Here is a 17,857-nt window from a genome sequence, read left to right as displayed (position 1 = left end):
CTCCCACTTTGCTACCGCAACACGCCGCTGCGGGCATGGAAACGGTCGGGCGCGCGGCGTGTTGCGGTAGCAAAGTCGCGAGGGGGTAAGGCGACGGATGGCAACCCGGGGAGTCTTAGCGCTGGATCGGCGTCAGTTCGCCAGCGAAGACGGTTCCCCAAATCTCGATGTCTGGCAGGCCCTCGAGGCCTACCTCATACGGGTCGGCCTCGAGCACCACAAAGTCAGCGCGCTTTCCGGTGCGAATCGTGCCGACCGAATCCTCGGCTCGCAGTACCCAGGCGGCTTCGATGGTGATGGCTCGCAGTGCCGCATCGAGGCTCAACCGCTGCGATTCGCCGATGACGTTTCCCCCAACCGTCTGACGCGTACCTGCTGCCCACGCCAGCCGCAGTGGTTCCAACGGCGCCATCGTGCAATCGGAATGCAGCGCCAGTGGGACTCCCTTGTCGACGATTGAGCCGAAACGACACATCTGGTGGGCGCGGTCGACGCCCATGCCGGACTCCGCGTACTTGTCGCCGAGCATGTGGATGTACCAGGGCTGACCGGAGACGACGGCGCCGAGATCCGCCAGCCGACGATTTTGCTCCTCGGTCGAATAGCCGAAGTGCTCGAAGGCGAACCGGTGATCAAACCGCGGGTGGTCGTCGAGGAGTTGATTGAGCAGCCCCAGGGTGTACTGGGCGCCGCCATCGCCGTTGCAGTGCGCGTGCAAAGTGAATCCGGCCTTCCAGAATGCCTGCGCGAAGCTCGTCGTTGTCTCTGGCGGCAGTACCCACGCCCCCTCGTGACCATCGACATAACCCGGCTCGCACAACTGGAAGCCCTGACTGAAGAACGCACCGTCGACCATGAGTTTGAAGTGCTCGGCCATGAAGACGCGGTAGCCGCCTTTGTCGATCTCCTCGCGGACGGCGCTCAGCGCCTGATCCGGAGTTTGACCTTCGCTGGCGAAGCTCGTCTCTATTGGGGTCAGTTGGGTGCGGAATGGCACACCGTCGCGCTCGAAGGCCATCCTGATCGCGGCTGCCTCCACACCCATCGGTGCCATGATTCCGGTCCCCATGTCCGCGACCATCGTGACGCCACCACGATGCACCATCTGGGCGAAGGCACCGAACCCGGCGGTAAGCCGCTCCGCGCTGAAGAAGTAGGGCTGGATTTTGGGAAAGATCGCCGACAGCCCGCTTTCGGAGAACTTGCCGGTCGCCAGGTCGACACCGTCGCGGGCGAGTTCGGGGATGTCATCGCTGGACGTCATTCCCAAGAGCTTGAGTCCCGCTGAGTTGGTGATGATGTCGTGGAAGGAGCGGTGCCAGATGAAAACAGGTTGGTCGCGTGAGATCTCCTCATCGATGACCTCGCGGTCCACCCGACCATGGAACATCTCGTGAAAGCCCCACGTGAAGAAGGGCACCTGTGACGCGTCGTGTGCGCTCAGGAGTTCGCGAACCTTCGCGACGTACTCGTCGTGACCGATCACGCCAGGGAAGTCACCCGTTGGTAGGTGCCAGGTGTCGGGTGCGATGAACGGCATCTGCGTGAGCACGGCCGGGATGAATGGGTGCACGTGGGGATCGATGAAGCCTGGCATGAGGAACTTGTCGGCAAGGCTGCGGTCGACGGTGTGCGGGTACTGATCCATCCACGGCTTGAGGTCGTCGAGCGAACCGACTCCCGCGATTCGCCCGTCGATGACCCCGACCGCAGTTGCTTCGGGAAGATCCTTTTCCATTGTCAGGATCTTCTTTGCGAGGTAGACCGTCAGGTGCCTATCGTCGCTGGTTTCAACTTGATCCGCCATGGCCCTCCCTTGTCGAACGTCTGGCGAAACGCTAGGGGAAATCACCCTCGCTTGCCGACTGGAGGCACCCGGAATGCCGAGAGGCGGTGACCGACGCCCACCTGTAGTGGTCGCGGTCACCGCCTCTTGACGGATCAGTTGTGACTAGCGGTAGTCGGAACCACCGAAATCGAACTCCTCCAGCGGAACAGCTGGGCCCTGGGCAGGACCGAAGGAGCCGTAGTCCAGGTCGTCGTACGCCGTCAACTGCGCGTACATCGCCTGCTTGGCTTCCTCGGTGGGCTCGACCTTGACGTTGCGGTAACGGCTCAGGCCGGTGCCCGCTGGGATCAGCTTGCCGATGATCACGTTCTCCTTGAGCCCGAGCAGTGGATCGCTCTTGGCGTGGATGGCGGCATCGGTGAGCACGCGGGTCGTCTCCTGGAACGAAGCCGCGGACAGCCACGACTCGGTTGCCAGAGACGCCTTGGTGATACCCATGAGCTCCGGCCGACCCGAGGCAGGCTTGCCGCCCTCTTGGAGCACCCGCCGGTTGCGATCCTGGAAGATCGCCGACTCGACGAGTTCACCGGTGAGGAAGTTCGCATCCCCGGAATCGATGATCGTGATGCGCTTGAGCATCTGGCGAACGATGACCTCGATGTGCTTGTCGTGGATCGACACGCCCTGCGAGCGATACACCTGCTGCACCTGATCAACCAAGTGAAGTTGAACCGCGCGGGGACCGAGAATCCGCAGAACCTGCTTGGGATCCTCAGCACCGACGATGAGCTTGTCGCCCACGTCCACCCGGCCGCCGTCTTCCACCAGCAGGCGCGAACGCTTGGAGACGGGGTAAGCCATCTCTTCGCCGTCGCCGTCGGGGGTGACGATGACCTTGCGGGTCTTGTCGGAGTCATCGATCGTGACCGTGCCGGCGAACTCGGTGATCGGAGCGACACCCTTGGGGGTGCGCGCCTCGAAGAGTTCAACCACGCGAGGCAGACCGTGGGTGATGTCGTCGCCTGCGACGCCTCCGGTGTGGAACGTACGCATAGTCAACTGCGTGCCCGGCTCACCGATCGACTGCGCGGCGACGATGCCGATTGCCTCGCCGATGTCGACAAGCTTGCCCGTCGCCAATGAACGGCCGTAGCAAGCCTGGCAAGCACCGACCTTGCTCTCGCAGACCAGCACCGAACGAGCCTTCACAGACTCGATTCCAGCCGCCACCAGAGTGTCGATCAGCGCGAGCGTGAGCTCGTCGCTACGAGAGGCGATGACGGTGCCATCAACCTCGATGTCCTCTGCCATCAGGCGCGAGGCCGCCGAAGTGTCGACGTTGTCGATGACTCGAACCGTGCCATCGGCGTCTTTGACACCGATGATGGCGGGCAGGCCACGATCGGTTCCGCAGTCCTCCTCGCGCACGATCACGTCCTGCGAGACGTCGACCAGACGACGGGTGAGGTACCCGGAGTCTGCCGTTCGCAGCGCAGTATCCGCCAGGCCCTTACGCGCGCCGTGAGTGGAGATGAAGTACTCCAGCACGGACAGACCTTCACGGAAGTTGGACTTGATCGGACGGGGGATGATCTCGCCCTTCGGGTTGGCCACCAGACCGCGCATACCGGCAATCTGACGCACCTGCATCATGTTTCCGCGAGCACCGGAATCCACCATCATGAAGACCGGGTTGGTCTTCGGGAAGTTCTCGTTCATCGCGGCGGCAACCTCGTCGGTGGCACGGGTCCAGATGTCGATCAGGTCCTGACGTCGCTCGACCTCAGTGATGAGACCGCGCTCGTACTTCTTCTGAACCTTCTCGTCACGCGCATCGGCCTCCAGCAGCAACTTCGCCTTGATCGGCGGAGTCACCACGTCGGAGATCGAGATCGTCACACCCGAGCGGGTGGCCCAGTGGAATCCGAGCTCCTTGAGCGCATCCAGCGTGGCGGCAACCTGAACCTTGGGCTCTTTCTCCGCCAAGTCGTTCACCAGAGCGCCGAGCTTCTTCTTGTCCACCTCGTAGTTCACGAACGGGTACCCAGCAGGCATCGCGTCGTTGAACAGCGCGCGACCAAGCGTGGTCTCCAGCAGGAACGCCTTGCCCGGCTCCCAGCCCGCTGGTGCGTCGTAACCAGCTGGCGGAGTCGAGTCGCCGGTGAGTCGCAACCTGATGGGCGACCGCAGCGACAGTTGACCTGCATCGGCAGCCATCAATGCCTCGGCAACCGAGGAGAACGCCCGACCTTCGCCGGCCAAGCCCTCTTCCTGACCCGTCAGGAAGTAGATGCCGAGCACCATGTCCTGGGTCGGCGTGGTGATGGGACGACCGTTGGCTGGCGACAGGATGTTGTTTGCCGACAGCATCAGGATGCGGGCCTCGGCCTGCGCTTCAGCCGACAGCGGCAAGTGGACGGCCATCTGGTCACCGTCGAAGTCCGCGTTGAATGCGGTGCAGACGAGTGGGTGAATCTGAATGGCCTTGCCTTCGATCAGTTGTGGCTCGAACGCCTGAATGCCAAGCCGGTGCAGTGTCGGTGCGCGGTTAAGCAGTACCGGGTGCTCGGCGATGACCTCTTCCAGGACATCCCAGACGACCGGGCGCGAACGCTCGACCATCCGCTTGGCGCTCTTGATGTTCTGCGCGTGGTTGAGGTCGACCAAGCGCTTCATGACGAAGGGCTTGAACAGTTCCAACGCCATCTGCTTGGGCAGTCCACATTGATGCAACTTGAGCTGCGGCCCGACGACGATGACCGAACGACCCGAGTAGTCAACGCGCTTGCCGAGCAGGTTCTGACGGAAACGTCCCTGCTTGCCCTTGAGCATGTCGGATAGCGACTTGAGCGGGCGGTTGCCCGGTCCGGTAACGGGCCGACCACGGCGACCGTTGTCGAACAAGGCATCCACTGCTTCTTGCAGCATCCGCTTCTCGTTGTTGACGATGATCTCCGGCGCACCCAGGTCGAGCAGTCGCTTGAGGCGGTTGTTCCGGTTGATCACCCGACGGTAAAGGTCGTTGAGATCCGAGGTTGCGAACCGTCCACCGTCGAGTTGCACCATCGGGCGCAAGTCCGGCGGAATGACCGGCACGCAATCGAGCACCATGCCCATCGGCGAGTTGGTCGTGGACAGGAAGGCGTTGACGACCTTGAGGCGCTTGAGCGCCCGGGTCTTCTTCTGACCCTTACCGGTAGCGACGATCTCCTTGAGCTTTTCGGACTCAGCATCGAGGTCGAAGGTTTCCAGGCGTCGCTGGATCGCGGCTGCGCCCATCCCACCCTTGAAGTAGCGACCGTAGCGATCGCGCATCTCGCGGTAGAGCATCTCGTTGCCCTCAAGGTCCTGGACCTTGAGCGTGCGGAAACGGTTGAAGACGTCATCGAGGGCGGTCAGCTTGGCTTCGGCGCGACGGCGCATGCCGTTCATCTCGCGCTCGGCGGGCTCTCTGACCTTGCGCTTGGCGTCGGCCTTGGCGCCCTCGGCCTCGAGTACACCGAGATCCTCTTCCAGCTTGATCTGCCGCTTGTTGATGTCCTCATCGCGCTTGTCGGCGACCTGCTTCTTCTCGACCTCAATCTTGGCCTCGAGGCTTGGCAGGTCGCGATGACGAGCCTCCTCGTCGACCTCGGTGATCATGTAGGCAGCGAAGTAGATGACCTTCTCGAGGTCCTTCGGTGCCAGGTCGAGCAAGTAGCCGAGTCGGCTCGGAACACCCTTGAAGTACCAAATGTGGGTGACGGGCGCAGCGAGCTCAATGTGGCCCATCCGCTCACGTCGCACCTTGGCACGGGTGACCTCAACGCCACAGCGCTCACAGATGATGCCCTTGAAGCGCACGCGCTTGTACTTGCCGCAGTAGCACTCCCAGTCGCGAGTCGGTCCGAAGATCTTCTCGCAGAACAAGCCATCCTTTTCCGGCTTGAGGGTTCGATAGTTGATCGTCTCTGGCTTCTTAACCTCACCATGTGACCAATTGCGGATGTTTTCCGCCGTGGCCAAGCCGATGCGAAGCTCGTCGAAGAAGTTCACGTCAAGCATGGATCAGACCTCCTCAACACTGCTGGGCTCGCGGCGGGACAGGTCAATGCCCAGTTCTTCTGCCGCTCGGAAGACGTCATCGTCAGAGTCCTTCAACTCGATGGCTTGGCCGTCACTGGCCAACACCTCGACGTTCAGACACAACGACTGCATTTCTTTGATCAACACCTTGAAGGACTCCGGAATACCGGGTTCAGGGATGTTCTCGCCCTTGACGATCGCCTCGTATACCTTCACGCGGCCGAGCACGTCATCGGACTTGATGGTGAGCAGTTCCTGCAGCGCGTAGGAGGCGCCATAGGCCTCAAGTGCCCACACCTCCATCTCACCGAAGCGCTGTCCACCGAACTGCGCCTTACCACCCAACGGCTGCTGGGTGATCATCGAGTACGGGCCGGTCGACCGTGCGTGGATCTTGTCGTCGACCAAGTGGTGCAACTTGAGCACGTAGAGGTATCCGACCGAGACCGGCGCTGGGAACGGCTCGCCGGAGCGACCGTCCATCAGGTTCGCTTTGCCGTCTCCGCCAACGAGGGTCAGACCATCGGAGGTCTTGGGGGTTGACCCCAGCAGACCAGTGATCTCCTCCTCGCGGGCACCGTCGAACACCGGAGTCGCTACCCGGGTGCCCTTGGGCGCCGAGCGCGCTTCCTCACTCAATCCGGCTGCCCAGTCGGGGTTGCCCTCGACCTGCCAGCCTTGGCTGGCGACCCAGCCGAGGTGGGTCTCGAGTACCTGACCGACGTTCATCCGGCCGGGAACGCCGAGTGGGTTGAGGACAACATCGACCGGCGTGCCGTCGGCGAGGAATGGCATGTCCTCCACCGGCAGCACCTTCGAGATGACGCCCTTGTTCCCGTGACGACCAGCGAGCTTGTCTCCCACGTTGATCTTGCGCTTCTGGGCAACGTGAACGCGCACCAGGCGGTTGACGCCAGGTGGCAACTCATCGCCCTCGTCCCGATCGAAGACCCGGACGCCGATCACGACGCCAGCCTCGCCGTGGGGAACCTTGAGCGAGGTGTCACGAACTTCGCGTGACTTCTCGCCGAAGATCGCGCGCAACAGACGCTCCTCCGGAGTCAGTTCAGTCTCGCCCTTGGGCGTGACCTTGCCGACCAGGATGTCGCCGGTGGTGACTTCGGCGCCAATGCGGATGATGCCGCGGTCGTCGAGATCCCCGAGCACCTCTTCGGACACGTTCGGGATGTCCCGAGTGATTTCCTCGGGTCCGAGCTTGGTGTCGCGGGCATCAACCTCGTGCTCCTCGATGTGAATGGAGGAGAGCACGTCATCTTGCACCAAACGCTGGCTCAAGATGATGGCGTCTTCGTAGTTGTGGCCCTCCCACGGCATGAATGCCACGAGCAGGTTCGTGCCGAGTGCCATGTCGGCACCGTCGGTACACGGACCGTCGGCGATGACCTGGCCGGAAACGATGTTCTGACCCTCGTTGACCAACGGACGCTGGTTGAAGCAGGTGCCCTGGTTGGAACGTCGGAACTTGCGAACCCGGTAGGTCTGGTCCGTTCCATCCTCGTTGCGAACGTCGATCGTGTCGGCGCTCACCTCCGTCACGCGGCCACCTTGCTGGGCAACGATGACGTCGCCGGCATCGACCGCTGCGCGGTACTCCATGCCGGTTCCGACATATGGCGCATCGGATCGGATCAACGGCACCGACTGGCGCTGCATGTTGGAGCCCATGAGCGCACGGTTGGCGTCGTCGTGCTCCAGGAACGGGATCATGGCCGTTGCGACCGACACCATCTGGCGGGGCGAAACATCCATGTAGTCCACGTCCTGCGGGTGGATGTAGTCGACCTCGCCACCCTTACGACGGACAAGCACACGCTCTTCCTTGAAGGTGCCGTCATTCTCGATCGGGGCATTCGCCTGGGCGATGACGTGGAGGTCTTCCTCATCAGCGGTCAGGTAGTCAATCTTGTCCGTGACCCGACCATCGGTCACCTTTCGGTAGGGCGTCTCGACGAAGCCGAACGGGTTGACCCGTGCGAACGTCGACAGCGAACCGATCAGGCCAATGTTCGGGCCTTCCGGGGTTTCGATCGGGCACATGCGGCCGTAGTGCGACGGGTGCACGTCGCGCACCTCGAAGCCAGCCCGCTCCCGGGAGAGTCCACCCGGGCCGAGCGCGGACATACGACGCTTGTGCGTCAGTCCTGCCAGTGGGTTGGTCTGGTCCATGAACTGCGACAGCTGAGAGGTTCCGAAGAACTCCTTCAACGACGCGACGACGGGGCGAATGTTGATCAGGGTCTGCGGCGTGATGGCCTCAACGTCCTGAGTCGTCATCCGCTCGCGAACAACGCGCTCCATCCGGGAAAGACCCGTGCGGATCTGATTCTGGATGAGTTCACCAACGGTACGCAGGCGACGGTTGCCGAAGTGGTCGATGTCGTCGGTCTCGACGCGCACAGTGCCCCGAGGTGCTTCCATCTCGGTCTCACCAGCGTGCAAGCGAACGATGTACTCGATCGCGGCAACAATGTCTTCCACGGAGAGCACGTTCTCGCCGAGCTCGGCATCTTGACCGAGCTTCTTGTTGATCTTGTAGCGACCAACCTTGGCGAGGTCGTAGCGCTTCGGGTTGAAGTAGTAGTTGTTCAACAGCGTGCGCGCGGCGTCGACCGTAGGCGGTTCGCCTGGACGCAGCTTGCGATAGATGTCGAGCAACGCAGCGTCTTCGCCTTCGATGCTGTCCTTCTCCATCGTGGCGCGCATCGACTCGTACTGGCCGAAGCGCTCGACGATCTCCTCAGTGGTCATACCGAGGGCCTTCAGCAACACGGTGACCGGTTGCTTGCGCTTCCGGTCGACGCGGACAGCAACCATGTCCTTCTTGTCAACCTCGAACTCAAGCCATGCGCCGCGGCTCGGAATCACCTTGGCGGTGAAGATGTCTTTGTCGGAAACCTTGTCCAGGTTCGACTCGAAGTACACGCCCGGTGAGCGAACAAGCTGGGAAACAACGACGCGCTCGGTGCCGTTGATGATGAAGGTTCCCTTGTCGGTCATGAGCGGGAAATCACCCATGAATACGGTCTGGGACTTGATCTCGCCAGTCTCGTTGTTCATGAACTCGGCGGTCACGAACAGCGGCGCCGAGTAGGTGAAGTCCTTGTCACGGCACTGCTCGACCGTGTACTTGGGTGGCTCGAAGCGATGATCGCGGAATGACAACGACATGGTGCCGTTGAAGTCCTCGATGGGGCTGATCTCTTCGAAGATCTCCTCAAGACCGGACTTCTTGGGGATGTCGAGATCACCGCGATCGACTGCGGCCTGGACGCGCGCTTGCCACGACTCATTGCCTAACAAGGTGTCGAACGACGCGGTTTGCAACGCCAGCAGATCAGGAACCTCAAGGGGCTCACGAATCTTTGCGAAGGTCACACGAGGTGAGATGGGTGGTGCAGGACTAACGGGAGTGCGCAGGGCGGCCAACGACAGGTCCTTCCGGGCTGCTCGCAATTCGGCTGATTGAGCGCACGCCAATCACACGGTGTCAAGCTTCTGGTTCCCCCGAGGTTCCACGTCTCGCTTCAAAGGTGACGGCTTCGAAGGGACTTCTGAACTCACGGTTGTTGAACTGATGCGACGAGATGACGGGCAGCGCAATACAACACAGTAACTCACGGGCGGGCGCACGCCAATACCAGGTGGCTGTAGGAAGGCACGACTGTGAGGCGACTCACAGTCGTGCCCCGCTGGCGGCTCTCCTACCCGCTTCCGGTGCCAACCGATCAACTCCCAGCGATCCTCCCCGGTTGCGGTGGTCAGGTCAAGCACCGCGGTACTGCATGTGGATGACGACTGACGCACGCGTGCGTCCTGTGACGCCGTAAGAACAGGAAGGCCCGCCACAGATTCTGTGGCGGGCCTTCCTGTTCTTTCGCTCGGTCGACTACTTAACGGGTGTCTGACGGTTAAGTAGTTGTCCCTCGCTTGCGCTCGGTCGACTACTTAACTACTTAACGGTGACCGTCGCGCCGGCGGCCTCAAGGGCCTCCTTGGCCTTGTCTGCATCGGCCTTGTTGGCCTTCTCCAGCACGGCCTTGGGTGCGCTCTCAACGAGTGCCTTGGCCTCGCCGAGTCCCAGGCTGGTGAGCGCGCGGACCTCTTTGATGACCTGGATCTTCTTGGCGCCAACCTCTTCGAGGACGACGTCGAACTCGTCCTGCTCCTCGGCGGCGGCAGCGTCGCCACCACCGGCGGCGGGTGCGCCAGCGGCTGCAACGGCAACTGGAGCCGCTGCGGTGACGTTGAAGACCTCTTCGAACTGCTTGACGAACTCAGAGAGCTCGATGAGGGTCATTTCCTTGAATGTGTCGAGCAATTCCTCGGTGGACAGCTTCGCCATGTCGGCGTTCCCTTCGTCGGTTCCGGTTCAGCTGAACCGGAGGTTTGTTTGCCTCGACTCACTTGCGTGTGCAGCGAGCTCAGGCCTGGTTGTGTGTTGGTAGGGCTCTTACGTAGGTGTTACTCAGCAGCCTCGGCGGCTGGTTCCTGCTCCGCGGCGGGCTCGGCAGTGGCTTCTTCTGGGGCCGACTCGTCGGCAGCTTCAACGCCCGCTGCTGGCTCTTCGGCTGCTTCCGGTGCCTCGGCGGTGACCTGGGCAGGACCCTCCGCCTCGACCTTGGCCCGCAACGCTTCGACCGCACGAGCGGCCTGTGACAGCGGCGCGGCAAACAGCGAAACCGCCTGCTGTAGCGACGCATTCATGGCGCCGGCCAACTTGGCCAGCAGGACCTCGCGCGACTCAAGGTCAGCGAGCTTGGAGATGTCCTCGGCCGAAACGACCGAACCATCCATGTAACCAGCTTTGACCACCAGGGCTGGATTGGCCTTCGCGAACGCCTTGATGCCCTTCGCCGCAGCGACAATGTCGCCATCGACGAAGGCCAGGGCGCTCGGTCCTACGAAGTAATCGTCGAGGCCTTCGACCCCGGCGTCTTTAGCGGCAAGCTTGGCAAGCGTGTTCTTGACGACCGCGTAGGAAGCTTCGTCGCCCAACGTGCGACGCAACTCCTTGAGTTGCGCAACCGACAGGCCGCGGTACTCGGTCAGAACAGTGGCCGACGAAGTCTTGAACCGCTCAGCTATCTCGGCAACCGCAGTTGCCTTGTCTGGCCTCGCCATGGTTCTCCTTCTTCATGCAGGTGATGATCGCCCGTTCCACGCAGAAAGCCCGCAGCGCAGGAGCGCTACGGGCTTCAATCAGTGACCGGCTGAGCCGAACACTTACCGTTGCTTACCTGCGCGGGCGTCCTTGCGGACCTTCGCTGTCTTGATGCCTGCGTCGCAGACCCTCAGACAGACCGGCGGTCTTTGGTTCCCGATCAGGGTACACCGCGCCAGTGACGCCGCGTACCGCGACTAGGTGTCTCGGGGCTAAGCAGTCCTAGGAGGACTTCGTAGCGGTGCCGACCCGGGTAACGCTGGGGTCGACGGGGATGCCCGGGCCCATCGAGGTCGATACGACGACCTTCTTAAGGTAGGTGCCCTTGGCACTCGATGGCTTGAGGCGAAGCACCTCATCGAGGGCTGCGGCGTAGTTCTCCAGCAGTTGCTGGTGGTCAAACGATGCCTTGCCAACGACGAACTGCAGGTTGGCGTGCTTGTCGACGCGGAACGCGATCTTGCCGCCCTTGATCTCGTCCACGGCCTTGGCGACGTTTGGGGTAACGGTGCCGGTACGAGGGTTCGGCATGAGACCGCGAGGGCCAAGGACCTTGCCGAGTTGACCGACCTTGCCCATGAGCTCAGGTGCCGCAACAACGGCGTCGAAATCGATCCAGCCGCCCTTGACCTTTTCGATCAAGTCATCCGATCCGACGTAGTCGGCGCCAGCCGCGGTCGCAGCCTCAGCCTTGTCGCCGGTGGCGAAGACGAGTACGCGCTTGGTCTTGCCGGTGCCGTGCGGCAGGTTGACCGTGCCCCGGACGGCTTGGTCAGCCTTGCGGGGATCAACACCTAGACGCATCGCGACCTCGACAGTCGGATCGAACTTCTTGCTGCCGGTCTCCTTCACCAAGGCGAAGGCCTCGGTGGGCTCGTACAGAGCGTCGGCGTTGATCTGTTGCTCAGCGGCCTTGTATGCCTTGCTGCGCTTCATGCGCTTTCCCTTCGGTCAGTCCGCCGGATATGGCGGGTTGTGGTGCGAACCGGGACGGTTCTCCCACGTGGTGCGGTGGTTCGGCTTTCGCCTTCACTTGATTACTTGACGGTGTCCATTGTCAAGAATCAAGTTCGGCTTTCGCCTTCACTTGATTACTTGACGGTGATCCCCATTGACCGAGCCGTGCCCTCGATGATCTTCATCGCTGCATCGACGTCGTTCGCGTTGAGGTCAACCATCTTCCCCTCGGCGATCTCTTTGACCTGTGCCTTGGTGATCGAGGCGACGGACTTGAGGGGATTGCCTGAACCCTTGTCGACGCCAGCGGCCTTGAGAATCAGCTTGGCGGCGGGCGGGGTCTTGGTGACGAAGGTGAAGGAACGATCCTCATAGACCGTGATCTCCACCGGAATAACCTGGCCGCGCTGCGACTCGGTCGCGGCGTTGTAGGCCTTGCAGAACTCCATGATGTTGACGCCGTGCTGGCCGAGCGCGGGACCAACGGGCGGCGCTGGGTTAGCAGCGCCAGCCTGGATCTGCAGCTTGATCAGGCCAGCAACCTTCTTCTTCTTTGGTGCCATGACGTGCGGTCCTCTTCTTGCGCTTGCGCGCGATATCGGTTTCTAGTTCTTCTGGATCTGATTGAAGCTGAGCTCGACCGGAGTCTCGCGGCCGAAGATCTCCACAAGACCAGTGATCTTCTGGGCGTCAACATTGATTTCTGAAATGGTCGCATGAAGCGTTGCGAAGGGTCCATCCACCACCGTGACGGAGTCGCCGATCGAGACGTCGATCTCGGTCTGCGGTGCCTCGGAAGCGGCCTGTCCTGGAGCCGCTTCGGTTCCGGCAGGGTGCTCTTCCGGTTCGGGCGCCAAGATGTGCACGACCTCGTCCAACGTCAGCGGCACTGGATCGTGCGCCTGGCCCACGAAGCCGGTCACACCGGGGGTGTGACGAACCGTTCCCCACGCATCGACGCTCGGATCAGTCAGGTCCATCCGGACGAGCACGTAGCCGGGGAACTTGTTTCGCTTGATGTTCTTGCGCTGACCCTGCTTGATCTCGACGACCTCTTCGATCGGAACCTCGACCTGGAAGATGTAGTCATCCATGTCGAGGGTCTTGATGCGGCTCTCGATGTTTGCCTTGACCTTGTTCTCGTAGCCCGCGTAGGAGTGGATGACGTACCAGTCGCCCGGTGCCGAACTCATCGCGTCGCGGAATGCCTCGACCGGGTCCTGCTCCTGATCGTCGGACTCGACGACCACGCCATCGGAATCAACCTCAACGGCCTCAGTCACGTCGACGGTGTCACCAGCGGAATCCACCGCGAACTCCTCCGATTCGTCTACCGCAGGTGCGGCGTCGGCAGGCAATTCGGTCGCTTCACCGGCGGTGTCGACCACAAACTCCTGCTCCTCGTCGGAGGCAGGTGCAGCCTCCACGGGCAGTTCCGTCGCTTCGCCGGAAGCGTCGACCGAGAACTCAAGTTCCTCGGTGGGTGCCGGGGCGGCCTCGTGTGAGCCGGGATCCTCGGATGGTGTTGTGTCGGACACGTCAGTCCTCGCTGGTCGGATTGGGCACCGCTATTGCAGTCTTGCTGTGCTGGCTCATTAACCGAATACCGCCAAAACGCCCTTGGCAAACACGAAGTCGAGTACGCCGATGATCGTTCCCATGATGAGGACGAAGACCAGCACGACCCAGGTGTAGCTGACCAACTCTTTACGGGTCGGCCAGATGACCTTGCGCAGTTCGGCAACCGTCTGGCGGAAGAAGAGGGCAATTCGACTGAAGAGGCTCTTGCGAGGTGCCTTTTTGTCCTTGCCTTTGTCGGTTGACTTGTCAACCGCGCGCGACGACTTGGCCAGCGACTTGTCCGATGAGTCATCGGGCACGTTGTCAACGTCGGTCACGCATTCCTCCTCTACACAGTCAGTCGTGCGAGCTTGCAGGCTTTCAGGTTGTACGCAGGGCTGGCGGGACTTGAACTCGCAACCACCGGTTTTGGAGACCGGGACTCTACCAATTGAGCTACAGCCCTCCGGCGTCATGCACTTGGTCCTGACGGGTCTACCAGCTGCACTTGGCTGTGAGCAGGCTTGCGCCAGGTGGCATCCCACCAAGAAGCCGTCAGTCTACGCGAGCAGGACCCTCTTGGTCGATCCCGGGTGCGTGCCAGGTGTGAGCGGGACCGATATGGGTAAGGATGGAACCATGAGTTTCCCTCGCATCTCCGCGCGCATTGGATCCATCACCGAATCTGCCACGTTGGCGGTCGACGCAAAGGCTAAAGCTCTCAAGGCGGCCGGGCGCCCTGTCGTCGGCTTCGGCGCGGGTGAACCGGACTTCCCAACCCCTGACTACATCGTCGAGGCTGCCGTCGAGGCGTGCCGTGATCCCAAATGGCACCGGTACACACCGGCCGGCGGTCTGCCCGCACTGAAGGAGGCCATCGCAGTCAAGACCAAGCGAGACTCAGACTACGAAGTCTCCGCAAGCCAGGTCCTGGTCACCAATGGGGGCAAGCAGGCGCTCTACAGCGCGTTCGCGACCATCCTCGATCCCGGTGACGAGGTGCTGCTGCCCGCTCCGTACTGGACGACTTACCCCGAATCGATCCGGTTGGCTGGCGGCGTTCCGGTGCCGGTGCTGACCGACGAGTCCACCGGCTACCTGGCCACCATCGAACAACTCGAGGCGCAGCGGACCGACCGGACCAAGGTCCTGGTGTTCGTCTCGCCGTCGAACCCGACCGGCGCGGTCTACCCGCCCGACCAGGTCGCGGCGATCGGTGAGTGGGCCAACTCCCACGGCCTGTGGGTCATCACTGACGAAATCTACGAACACCTGGTCTACGGCGACGCGTTGTTCTCGTCGATCGTGACGCAGGTGCCCGAGCTGGCCGACCGCTGCATCGTCGTCAACGGGGTCGCCAAGACATACGCCATGACCGGCTGGCGGGTGGGCTGGATGATCGGCCCGCAGGACGTCGTCAAGGCGGCCACCAACCTGCAGTCGCACGCGACCTCCAACGTTGCCAACGTCTCCCAGGTCGCGGCACTTGCTGCGGTCTCCGGGGATCTGGCAGCCGTGGAGATGATGCGCGAGGCCTTCGATCGCCGCCGCCAGATCATGGTCGCGATGCTCAACGAGATCCCGGGCGTTAGCTGCCCGACGCCGGAGGGTGCGTTCTACGCGTACCCATCGGTCAAGAAGTTGATCGGCAAGGAGATCCGCGGCCAGCGGCCGGCCAACTCCACCGAACTCGCGGCCGTCATCCTCGATGAGGCTGAGGTTGCGGTCGTGCCCGGCGAGGCGTTTGGCACCCCGGGCTATCTGCGGCTGTCGTACGCACTGTCTGACCAGGATCTGGTCGAGGGTGTTGGTCGGATGGGCGCGCTGCTGCGCGAGGCCCAGTAACTCCCGAACCGGAGCCAGCTAGGGGCGCAATGGGCCCAGCCGTCCCGCGGTCGTTCTACAGCGAACAGTTCACCAAGTTCGGTTCCGGCTCGAGCGTGATGCCCATGATCCGCTGGACGCCAGCGCGCACGGCCGTGGCCACTTCCAACACATCGGTCGCGGTTGCCTGACCTCGGTTGGTGATTGCCAGCGTGTGTTTGGTCGACAGACTGGCGACGGCCTTGGGATCGTTGGGCCAGCCGCGGCCGAAGCCGGAGTTGTCAATCAACCAGGCTGCACTGACCTTGACCCGTCCATCGGCCGCTGGCCAGCGCGGCGCCTCGGCTGGCAGGCGACGCGCCTGATCGCCAGACACCAACGGATTGGTGAAGAAGGAGCCGACGCTCCAGGTGTCGTGATCGTCAATGTCGAGCACCATGCCTTTGGTTCGCCGGATGTCCAGGACCTTGCGACGAACGTTGATCCCGGGCAACCGATCCCCCGGTAGGGCTCCGAGTCGCTCGGCCAGGTCGACGTACTTGACCGGCGCCGACAGCGGAGATGATTCCAGCCGGAACGTCACGCGCAGGATGACCCACTTGCCAGGCTCGGACTTGAACCGACTGCTGCGGTAACCGAAGTCGCAGGCAGCCGGGTCCAAAACCTCAACCCGGCCCGTCGTTCGGTTGTAGGCCGTCACAGCCGTGATGACCTCAGCCACCTCGTGACCGTACGCGCCAACGTTCTGGATCGGGGTCGCACCGATAGAACCGGGAATACCCGACAGCGCCTCGATCCCTGACCAACCGTCGCTCGCCGCCCTGGCCACGAGGCGGTCCCAACTCTCCCCCGCGGCAACCGTGAGCAGGACGTGATCGTCGTCGGGGGTGACCTCGACACCACGGGTGCAGATCCGCACCACGGTCCCCGGGAATCCGTCATCGCCGATGACCACGTTGCTACCGCCCGCCAGCAGCAGCAATGGCTCACCAGCGGCATCTGCCTGGGCCGTGATGGCGATCAACTCGTCGTCGTGCGCAACCTCGACGAACGTTCGAGCCGGGCCACCAACGCGCAGCGTCGTCAACCCCGCCAGTGGAACGTCATGCTCCACGTCGGTTCGATCCTGTGCGGCCGAATTGGTCGGCGATCCGGACGAACCCACGCTCTCAACCCTAGGAGGTCAGTCGCGCAGGCGGATCACGCCACGCGCTTTGCCGAGCACGTCGACATCGGCACTGCGGGCGGTCAGTTCCACAACCACGTTGCCGTCCTCACGCTTCTCGGTGATCACAGCCGAGACGTCAACGGTCGCGCCTTTGTCATCGTCAGGGACCACTACCGGACGCGTGAAGCGAACCCCGTACTCAACAACCCGCGACGGGTCCCCCGCGAAGTCGGTCAGAACTCGGGCAGCCTCGGCCATCGTGAACATGCCGTGGGCGATGACGTTGGGCAGGCCGACCATCGTGGCGATGCGTTCGTTCCAGTGGATCAGGTTGAAGTCTCCCGACGCACCCGCGTACATGACCAAGTTGTAACGCTGGATGGGGAAGGACTGGGCGGGCAGCTCATCACCGACGCTGACGTCGTCAAACGACGGGATTGCGATAGTGGCGCTCATCTAGGCCTCCGAAGTTTCAGGTGCGGTGCCGCGGGAGACGGTCACATTCGTGGTGGAGACAATCAACTCGCCCTTGACGGTCTTGACGTCCTGGCGTAGCGCTAGCAACTCGTTTTTCCCGACCGCCGAGATGTCCACGATCGTCGATTCGACGATCACCTCGTCGCCGGCGTAGAGAGGGCGTTGGTAGGCAAAGTGCTCCTCGCCGTGGACCACGCGCCCGTAATCGAGGTTGAGGCTCGGATCGCCGATCGCGCCGACCATGGCCTTGAACGTGATCACAAACGGGAACGTCGGTGGGGCGATCAGGTCCGGATGTCCGGCGGCCTTCGCGGCGTCGACGTCGTGGTAGAGCGGATTCTTGTCCCCGATCGCGTCAGCGAACTCCCTGACCTTCTCCCGGCCGACCAGGTAGGCCGCATCCGTTCGGTACGTCCGCCCGATGAAGTCCGTGTTCAACGCCATCTGGCTACATCCCGCCGATCTGGCCGCCGGTGACCGGGATGGTCACACCGGAGATGAAGTCCGAGTCGGACGAGGCCAGGAAGGCGGTCACGTTGGCAATGTCCTCAGGGACTCCCAGACGCCCGAGCGAGATCATCATCTTGGCCATCTGGCGCATTTCTTCGGGAATGCCGAGCTCATTGCCGGGGCCCTTGGCGGCCGTCAGGCGGGTCTCAACAAAGCCGGGAGCGACGGCGTTGACGTTGATGCCGAATGCACCAAGCTCGCGGGCGAGCGTCTTGGTGACGGCGATGATGGCGCCCTTGGCGGCGGTGTAGTTGAACTGGCCGGGGTTACCCATCAACGCCGCGACACTGGACGTGAAGACGATCTTGCGGTTGTAGGCGGGAGC

General features: G+C 62.4%; 14 protein-coding genes and 1 tRNA gene. 1 reads left to right on the top strand and 14 read right to left on the bottom strand.

What is annotated here, in order from left to right:
* Positions 1–115: 115 nt before the first annotated feature.
* The 10 genes from KAZ48_02630 to KAZ48_02585 form a co-directional block, all read right to left on the bottom strand.
* A complete protein-coding gene (locus tag KAZ48_02630) occupies positions 116–1,807 on the bottom strand; it encodes an amidohydrolase (GenBank protein MBP7971668.1) in 1,692 nt (563 codons plus the stop codon).
* Positions 1,808–1,951: 144 nt separating this feature from the next.
* The gene (locus tag KAZ48_02625; GenBank protein MBP7971667.1) at positions 1,952–5,833 is read right to left on the bottom strand and encodes a DNA-directed RNA polymerase subunit beta'; all 3,882 of its coding nucleotides are present in this window, start codon (positions 5,831–5,833) and stop codon (positions 1,952–1,954) included.
* A gap of 3 nt (positions 5,834–5,836) precedes the next feature.
* Positions 5,837–9,307: a DNA-directed RNA polymerase subunit beta gene (gene rpoB, locus KAZ48_02620; GenBank protein MBP7971666.1), complete on the bottom strand. Its 3,471-nt coding sequence runs from the start codon at positions 9,305–9,307 to the stop codon at positions 5,837–5,839.
* A gap of 517 nt (positions 9,308–9,824) precedes the next feature.
* On the bottom strand, positions 9,825–10,217 hold the full coding sequence (gene rplL, locus KAZ48_02615; protein ID MBP7971665.1) for a 50S ribosomal protein L7/L12: 393 nt from the start codon (positions 10,215–10,217) through the stop codon (positions 9,825–9,827).
* Positions 10,218–10,336: 119 nt separating this feature from the next.
* On the bottom strand, positions 10,337–10,996 hold the full coding sequence (gene rplJ, locus KAZ48_02610; GenBank protein ID MBP7971664.1) for a 50S ribosomal protein L10: 660 nt from the start codon (positions 10,994–10,996) through the stop codon (positions 10,337–10,339).
* Positions 10,997–11,258: 262 nt separating this feature from the next.
* The gene (gene rplA, locus KAZ48_02605) at positions 11,259–11,972 is read right to left on the bottom strand and encodes a 50S ribosomal protein L1 (GenBank protein MBP7971663.1); all 714 of its coding nucleotides are present in this window, start codon (positions 11,970–11,972) and stop codon (positions 11,259–11,261) included.
* 155 nt (positions 11,973–12,127) lie between these two features.
* Positions 12,128–12,556, bottom strand: coding sequence for a 50S ribosomal protein L11 (gene rplK, locus KAZ48_02600; protein ID MBP7971662.1), 429 nt, complete (start codon positions 12,554–12,556; stop codon positions 12,128–12,130).
* A gap of 42 nt (positions 12,557–12,598) precedes the next feature.
* Positions 12,599–13,351, bottom strand: a complete 753-nt coding sequence (gene nusG / locus KAZ48_02595; GenBank protein ID MBP7971661.1) for a transcription termination/antitermination protein NusG — start codon at positions 13,349–13,351, stop codon at positions 12,599–12,601.
* A gap of 237 nt (positions 13,352–13,588) precedes the next feature.
* Positions 13,589–13,891 carry a preprotein translocase subunit SecE gene (gene secE, locus KAZ48_02590; protein ID MBP7971660.1) on the bottom strand — a complete coding sequence of 101 codons (303 nt, stop codon included), beginning with the start codon at positions 13,889–13,891 and terminating at the stop codon, positions 13,589–13,591.
* A gap of 55 nt (positions 13,892–13,946) precedes the next feature.
* A tRNA-Trp gene (locus KAZ48_02585) sits at positions 13,947–14,019 on the bottom strand.
* Between the two features lie 155 nt (positions 14,020–14,174).
* Here KAZ48_02585 and KAZ48_02580 point away from each other — a divergent pair.
* A complete protein-coding gene (locus tag KAZ48_02580) occupies positions 14,175–15,398 on the top strand; it encodes a pyridoxal phosphate-dependent aminotransferase (protein MBP7971659.1) in 1,224 nt (407 codons plus the stop codon).
* Positions 15,399–15,453: 55 nt separating this feature from the next.
* Here KAZ48_02580 and KAZ48_02575 read toward each other — a convergent pair whose 3' ends face one another.
* The 4 genes from KAZ48_02575 to KAZ48_02560 form a co-directional block, all read right to left on the bottom strand.
* Positions 15,454–16,542 carry a UDP-N-acetylmuramate dehydrogenase gene (locus tag KAZ48_02575; GenBank protein MBP7971658.1) on the bottom strand — a complete coding sequence of 363 codons (1,089 nt, stop codon included), beginning with the start codon at positions 16,540–16,542 and terminating at the stop codon, positions 15,454–15,456.
* A gap of 18 nt (positions 16,543–16,560) precedes the next feature.
* The gene (locus tag KAZ48_02570; GenBank protein ID MBP7971657.1) at positions 16,561–17,001 is read right to left on the bottom strand and encodes a MaoC family dehydratase N-terminal domain-containing protein; all 441 of its coding nucleotides are present in this window, start codon (positions 16,999–17,001) and stop codon (positions 16,561–16,563) included.
* The gene (locus tag KAZ48_02565) at positions 17,002–17,466 is read right to left on the bottom strand and encodes a MaoC family dehydratase N-terminal domain-containing protein (GenBank protein ID MBP7971656.1); all 465 of its coding nucleotides are present in this window, start codon (positions 17,464–17,466) and stop codon (positions 17,002–17,004) included. It abuts the gene before it with no gap.
* A 4-nt stretch (positions 17,467–17,470) separates the two neighbouring features.
* Positions 17,471–17,857, bottom strand: a 387-nt coding sequence (locus KAZ48_02560; GenBank protein ID MBP7971655.1) for an SDR family oxidoreductase, incomplete at its 5' end; no start/stop codon positions are given.

Source organism: Candidatus Nanopelagicales bacterium, assembly GCA_018003655.1.
Taxonomy (GTDB): domain Bacteria; phylum Actinomycetota; class Actinomycetes; order S36-B12; family UBA10799; genus JAGNDY01.
This window is presented reverse-complemented; position numbering and strand designations above follow the sequence as displayed.

What these genes read in the sequence shown, in the direction of transcription:
- rplJ (MBP7971664.1), bottom strand. Translation starts at nt 10,996, where the DNA reads ATGGCGAGGCCAGACAAGGCAACTGCGGTTGCCGAGATAGCTGAGCGG.
- KAZ48_02625 (MBP7971667.1), bottom strand. Translation starts at nt 5,833, where the DNA reads ATGCTTGACGTGAACTTCTTCGACGAGCTTCGCATCGGCTTGGCCACG.
- KAZ48_02630 (MBP7971668.1), bottom strand. Translation starts at nt 1,807, where the DNA reads ATGGCGGATCAAGTTGAAACCAGCGACGATAGGCACCTGACGGTCTAC.
- KAZ48_02570 (MBP7971657.1), bottom strand. Translation starts at nt 17,001, where the DNA reads ATGAGCGCCACTATCGCAATCCCGTCGTTTGACGACGTCAGCGTCGGT.
- rplA (MBP7971663.1), bottom strand. Translation starts at nt 11,972, where the DNA reads ATGAAGCGCAGCAAGGCATACAAGGCCGCTGAGCAACAGATCAACGCC.
- KAZ48_02565 (MBP7971656.1), bottom strand. Translation starts at nt 17,466, where the DNA reads ATGGCGTTGAACACGGACTTCATCGGGCGGACGTACCGAACGGATGCG.
- rplL (MBP7971665.1), bottom strand. Translation starts at nt 10,217, where the DNA reads ATGGCGAAGCTGTCCACCGAGGAATTGCTCGACACATTCAAGGAAATG.
- KAZ48_02580 (MBP7971659.1), top strand. Translation starts at nt 14,175, where the DNA reads ATGGGTAAGGATGGAACCATGAGTTTCCCTCGCATCTCCGCGCGCATT.
- rplK (MBP7971662.1), bottom strand. Translation starts at nt 12,556, where the DNA reads ATGGCACCAAAGAAGAAGAAGGTTGCTGGCCTGATCAAGCTGCAGATC.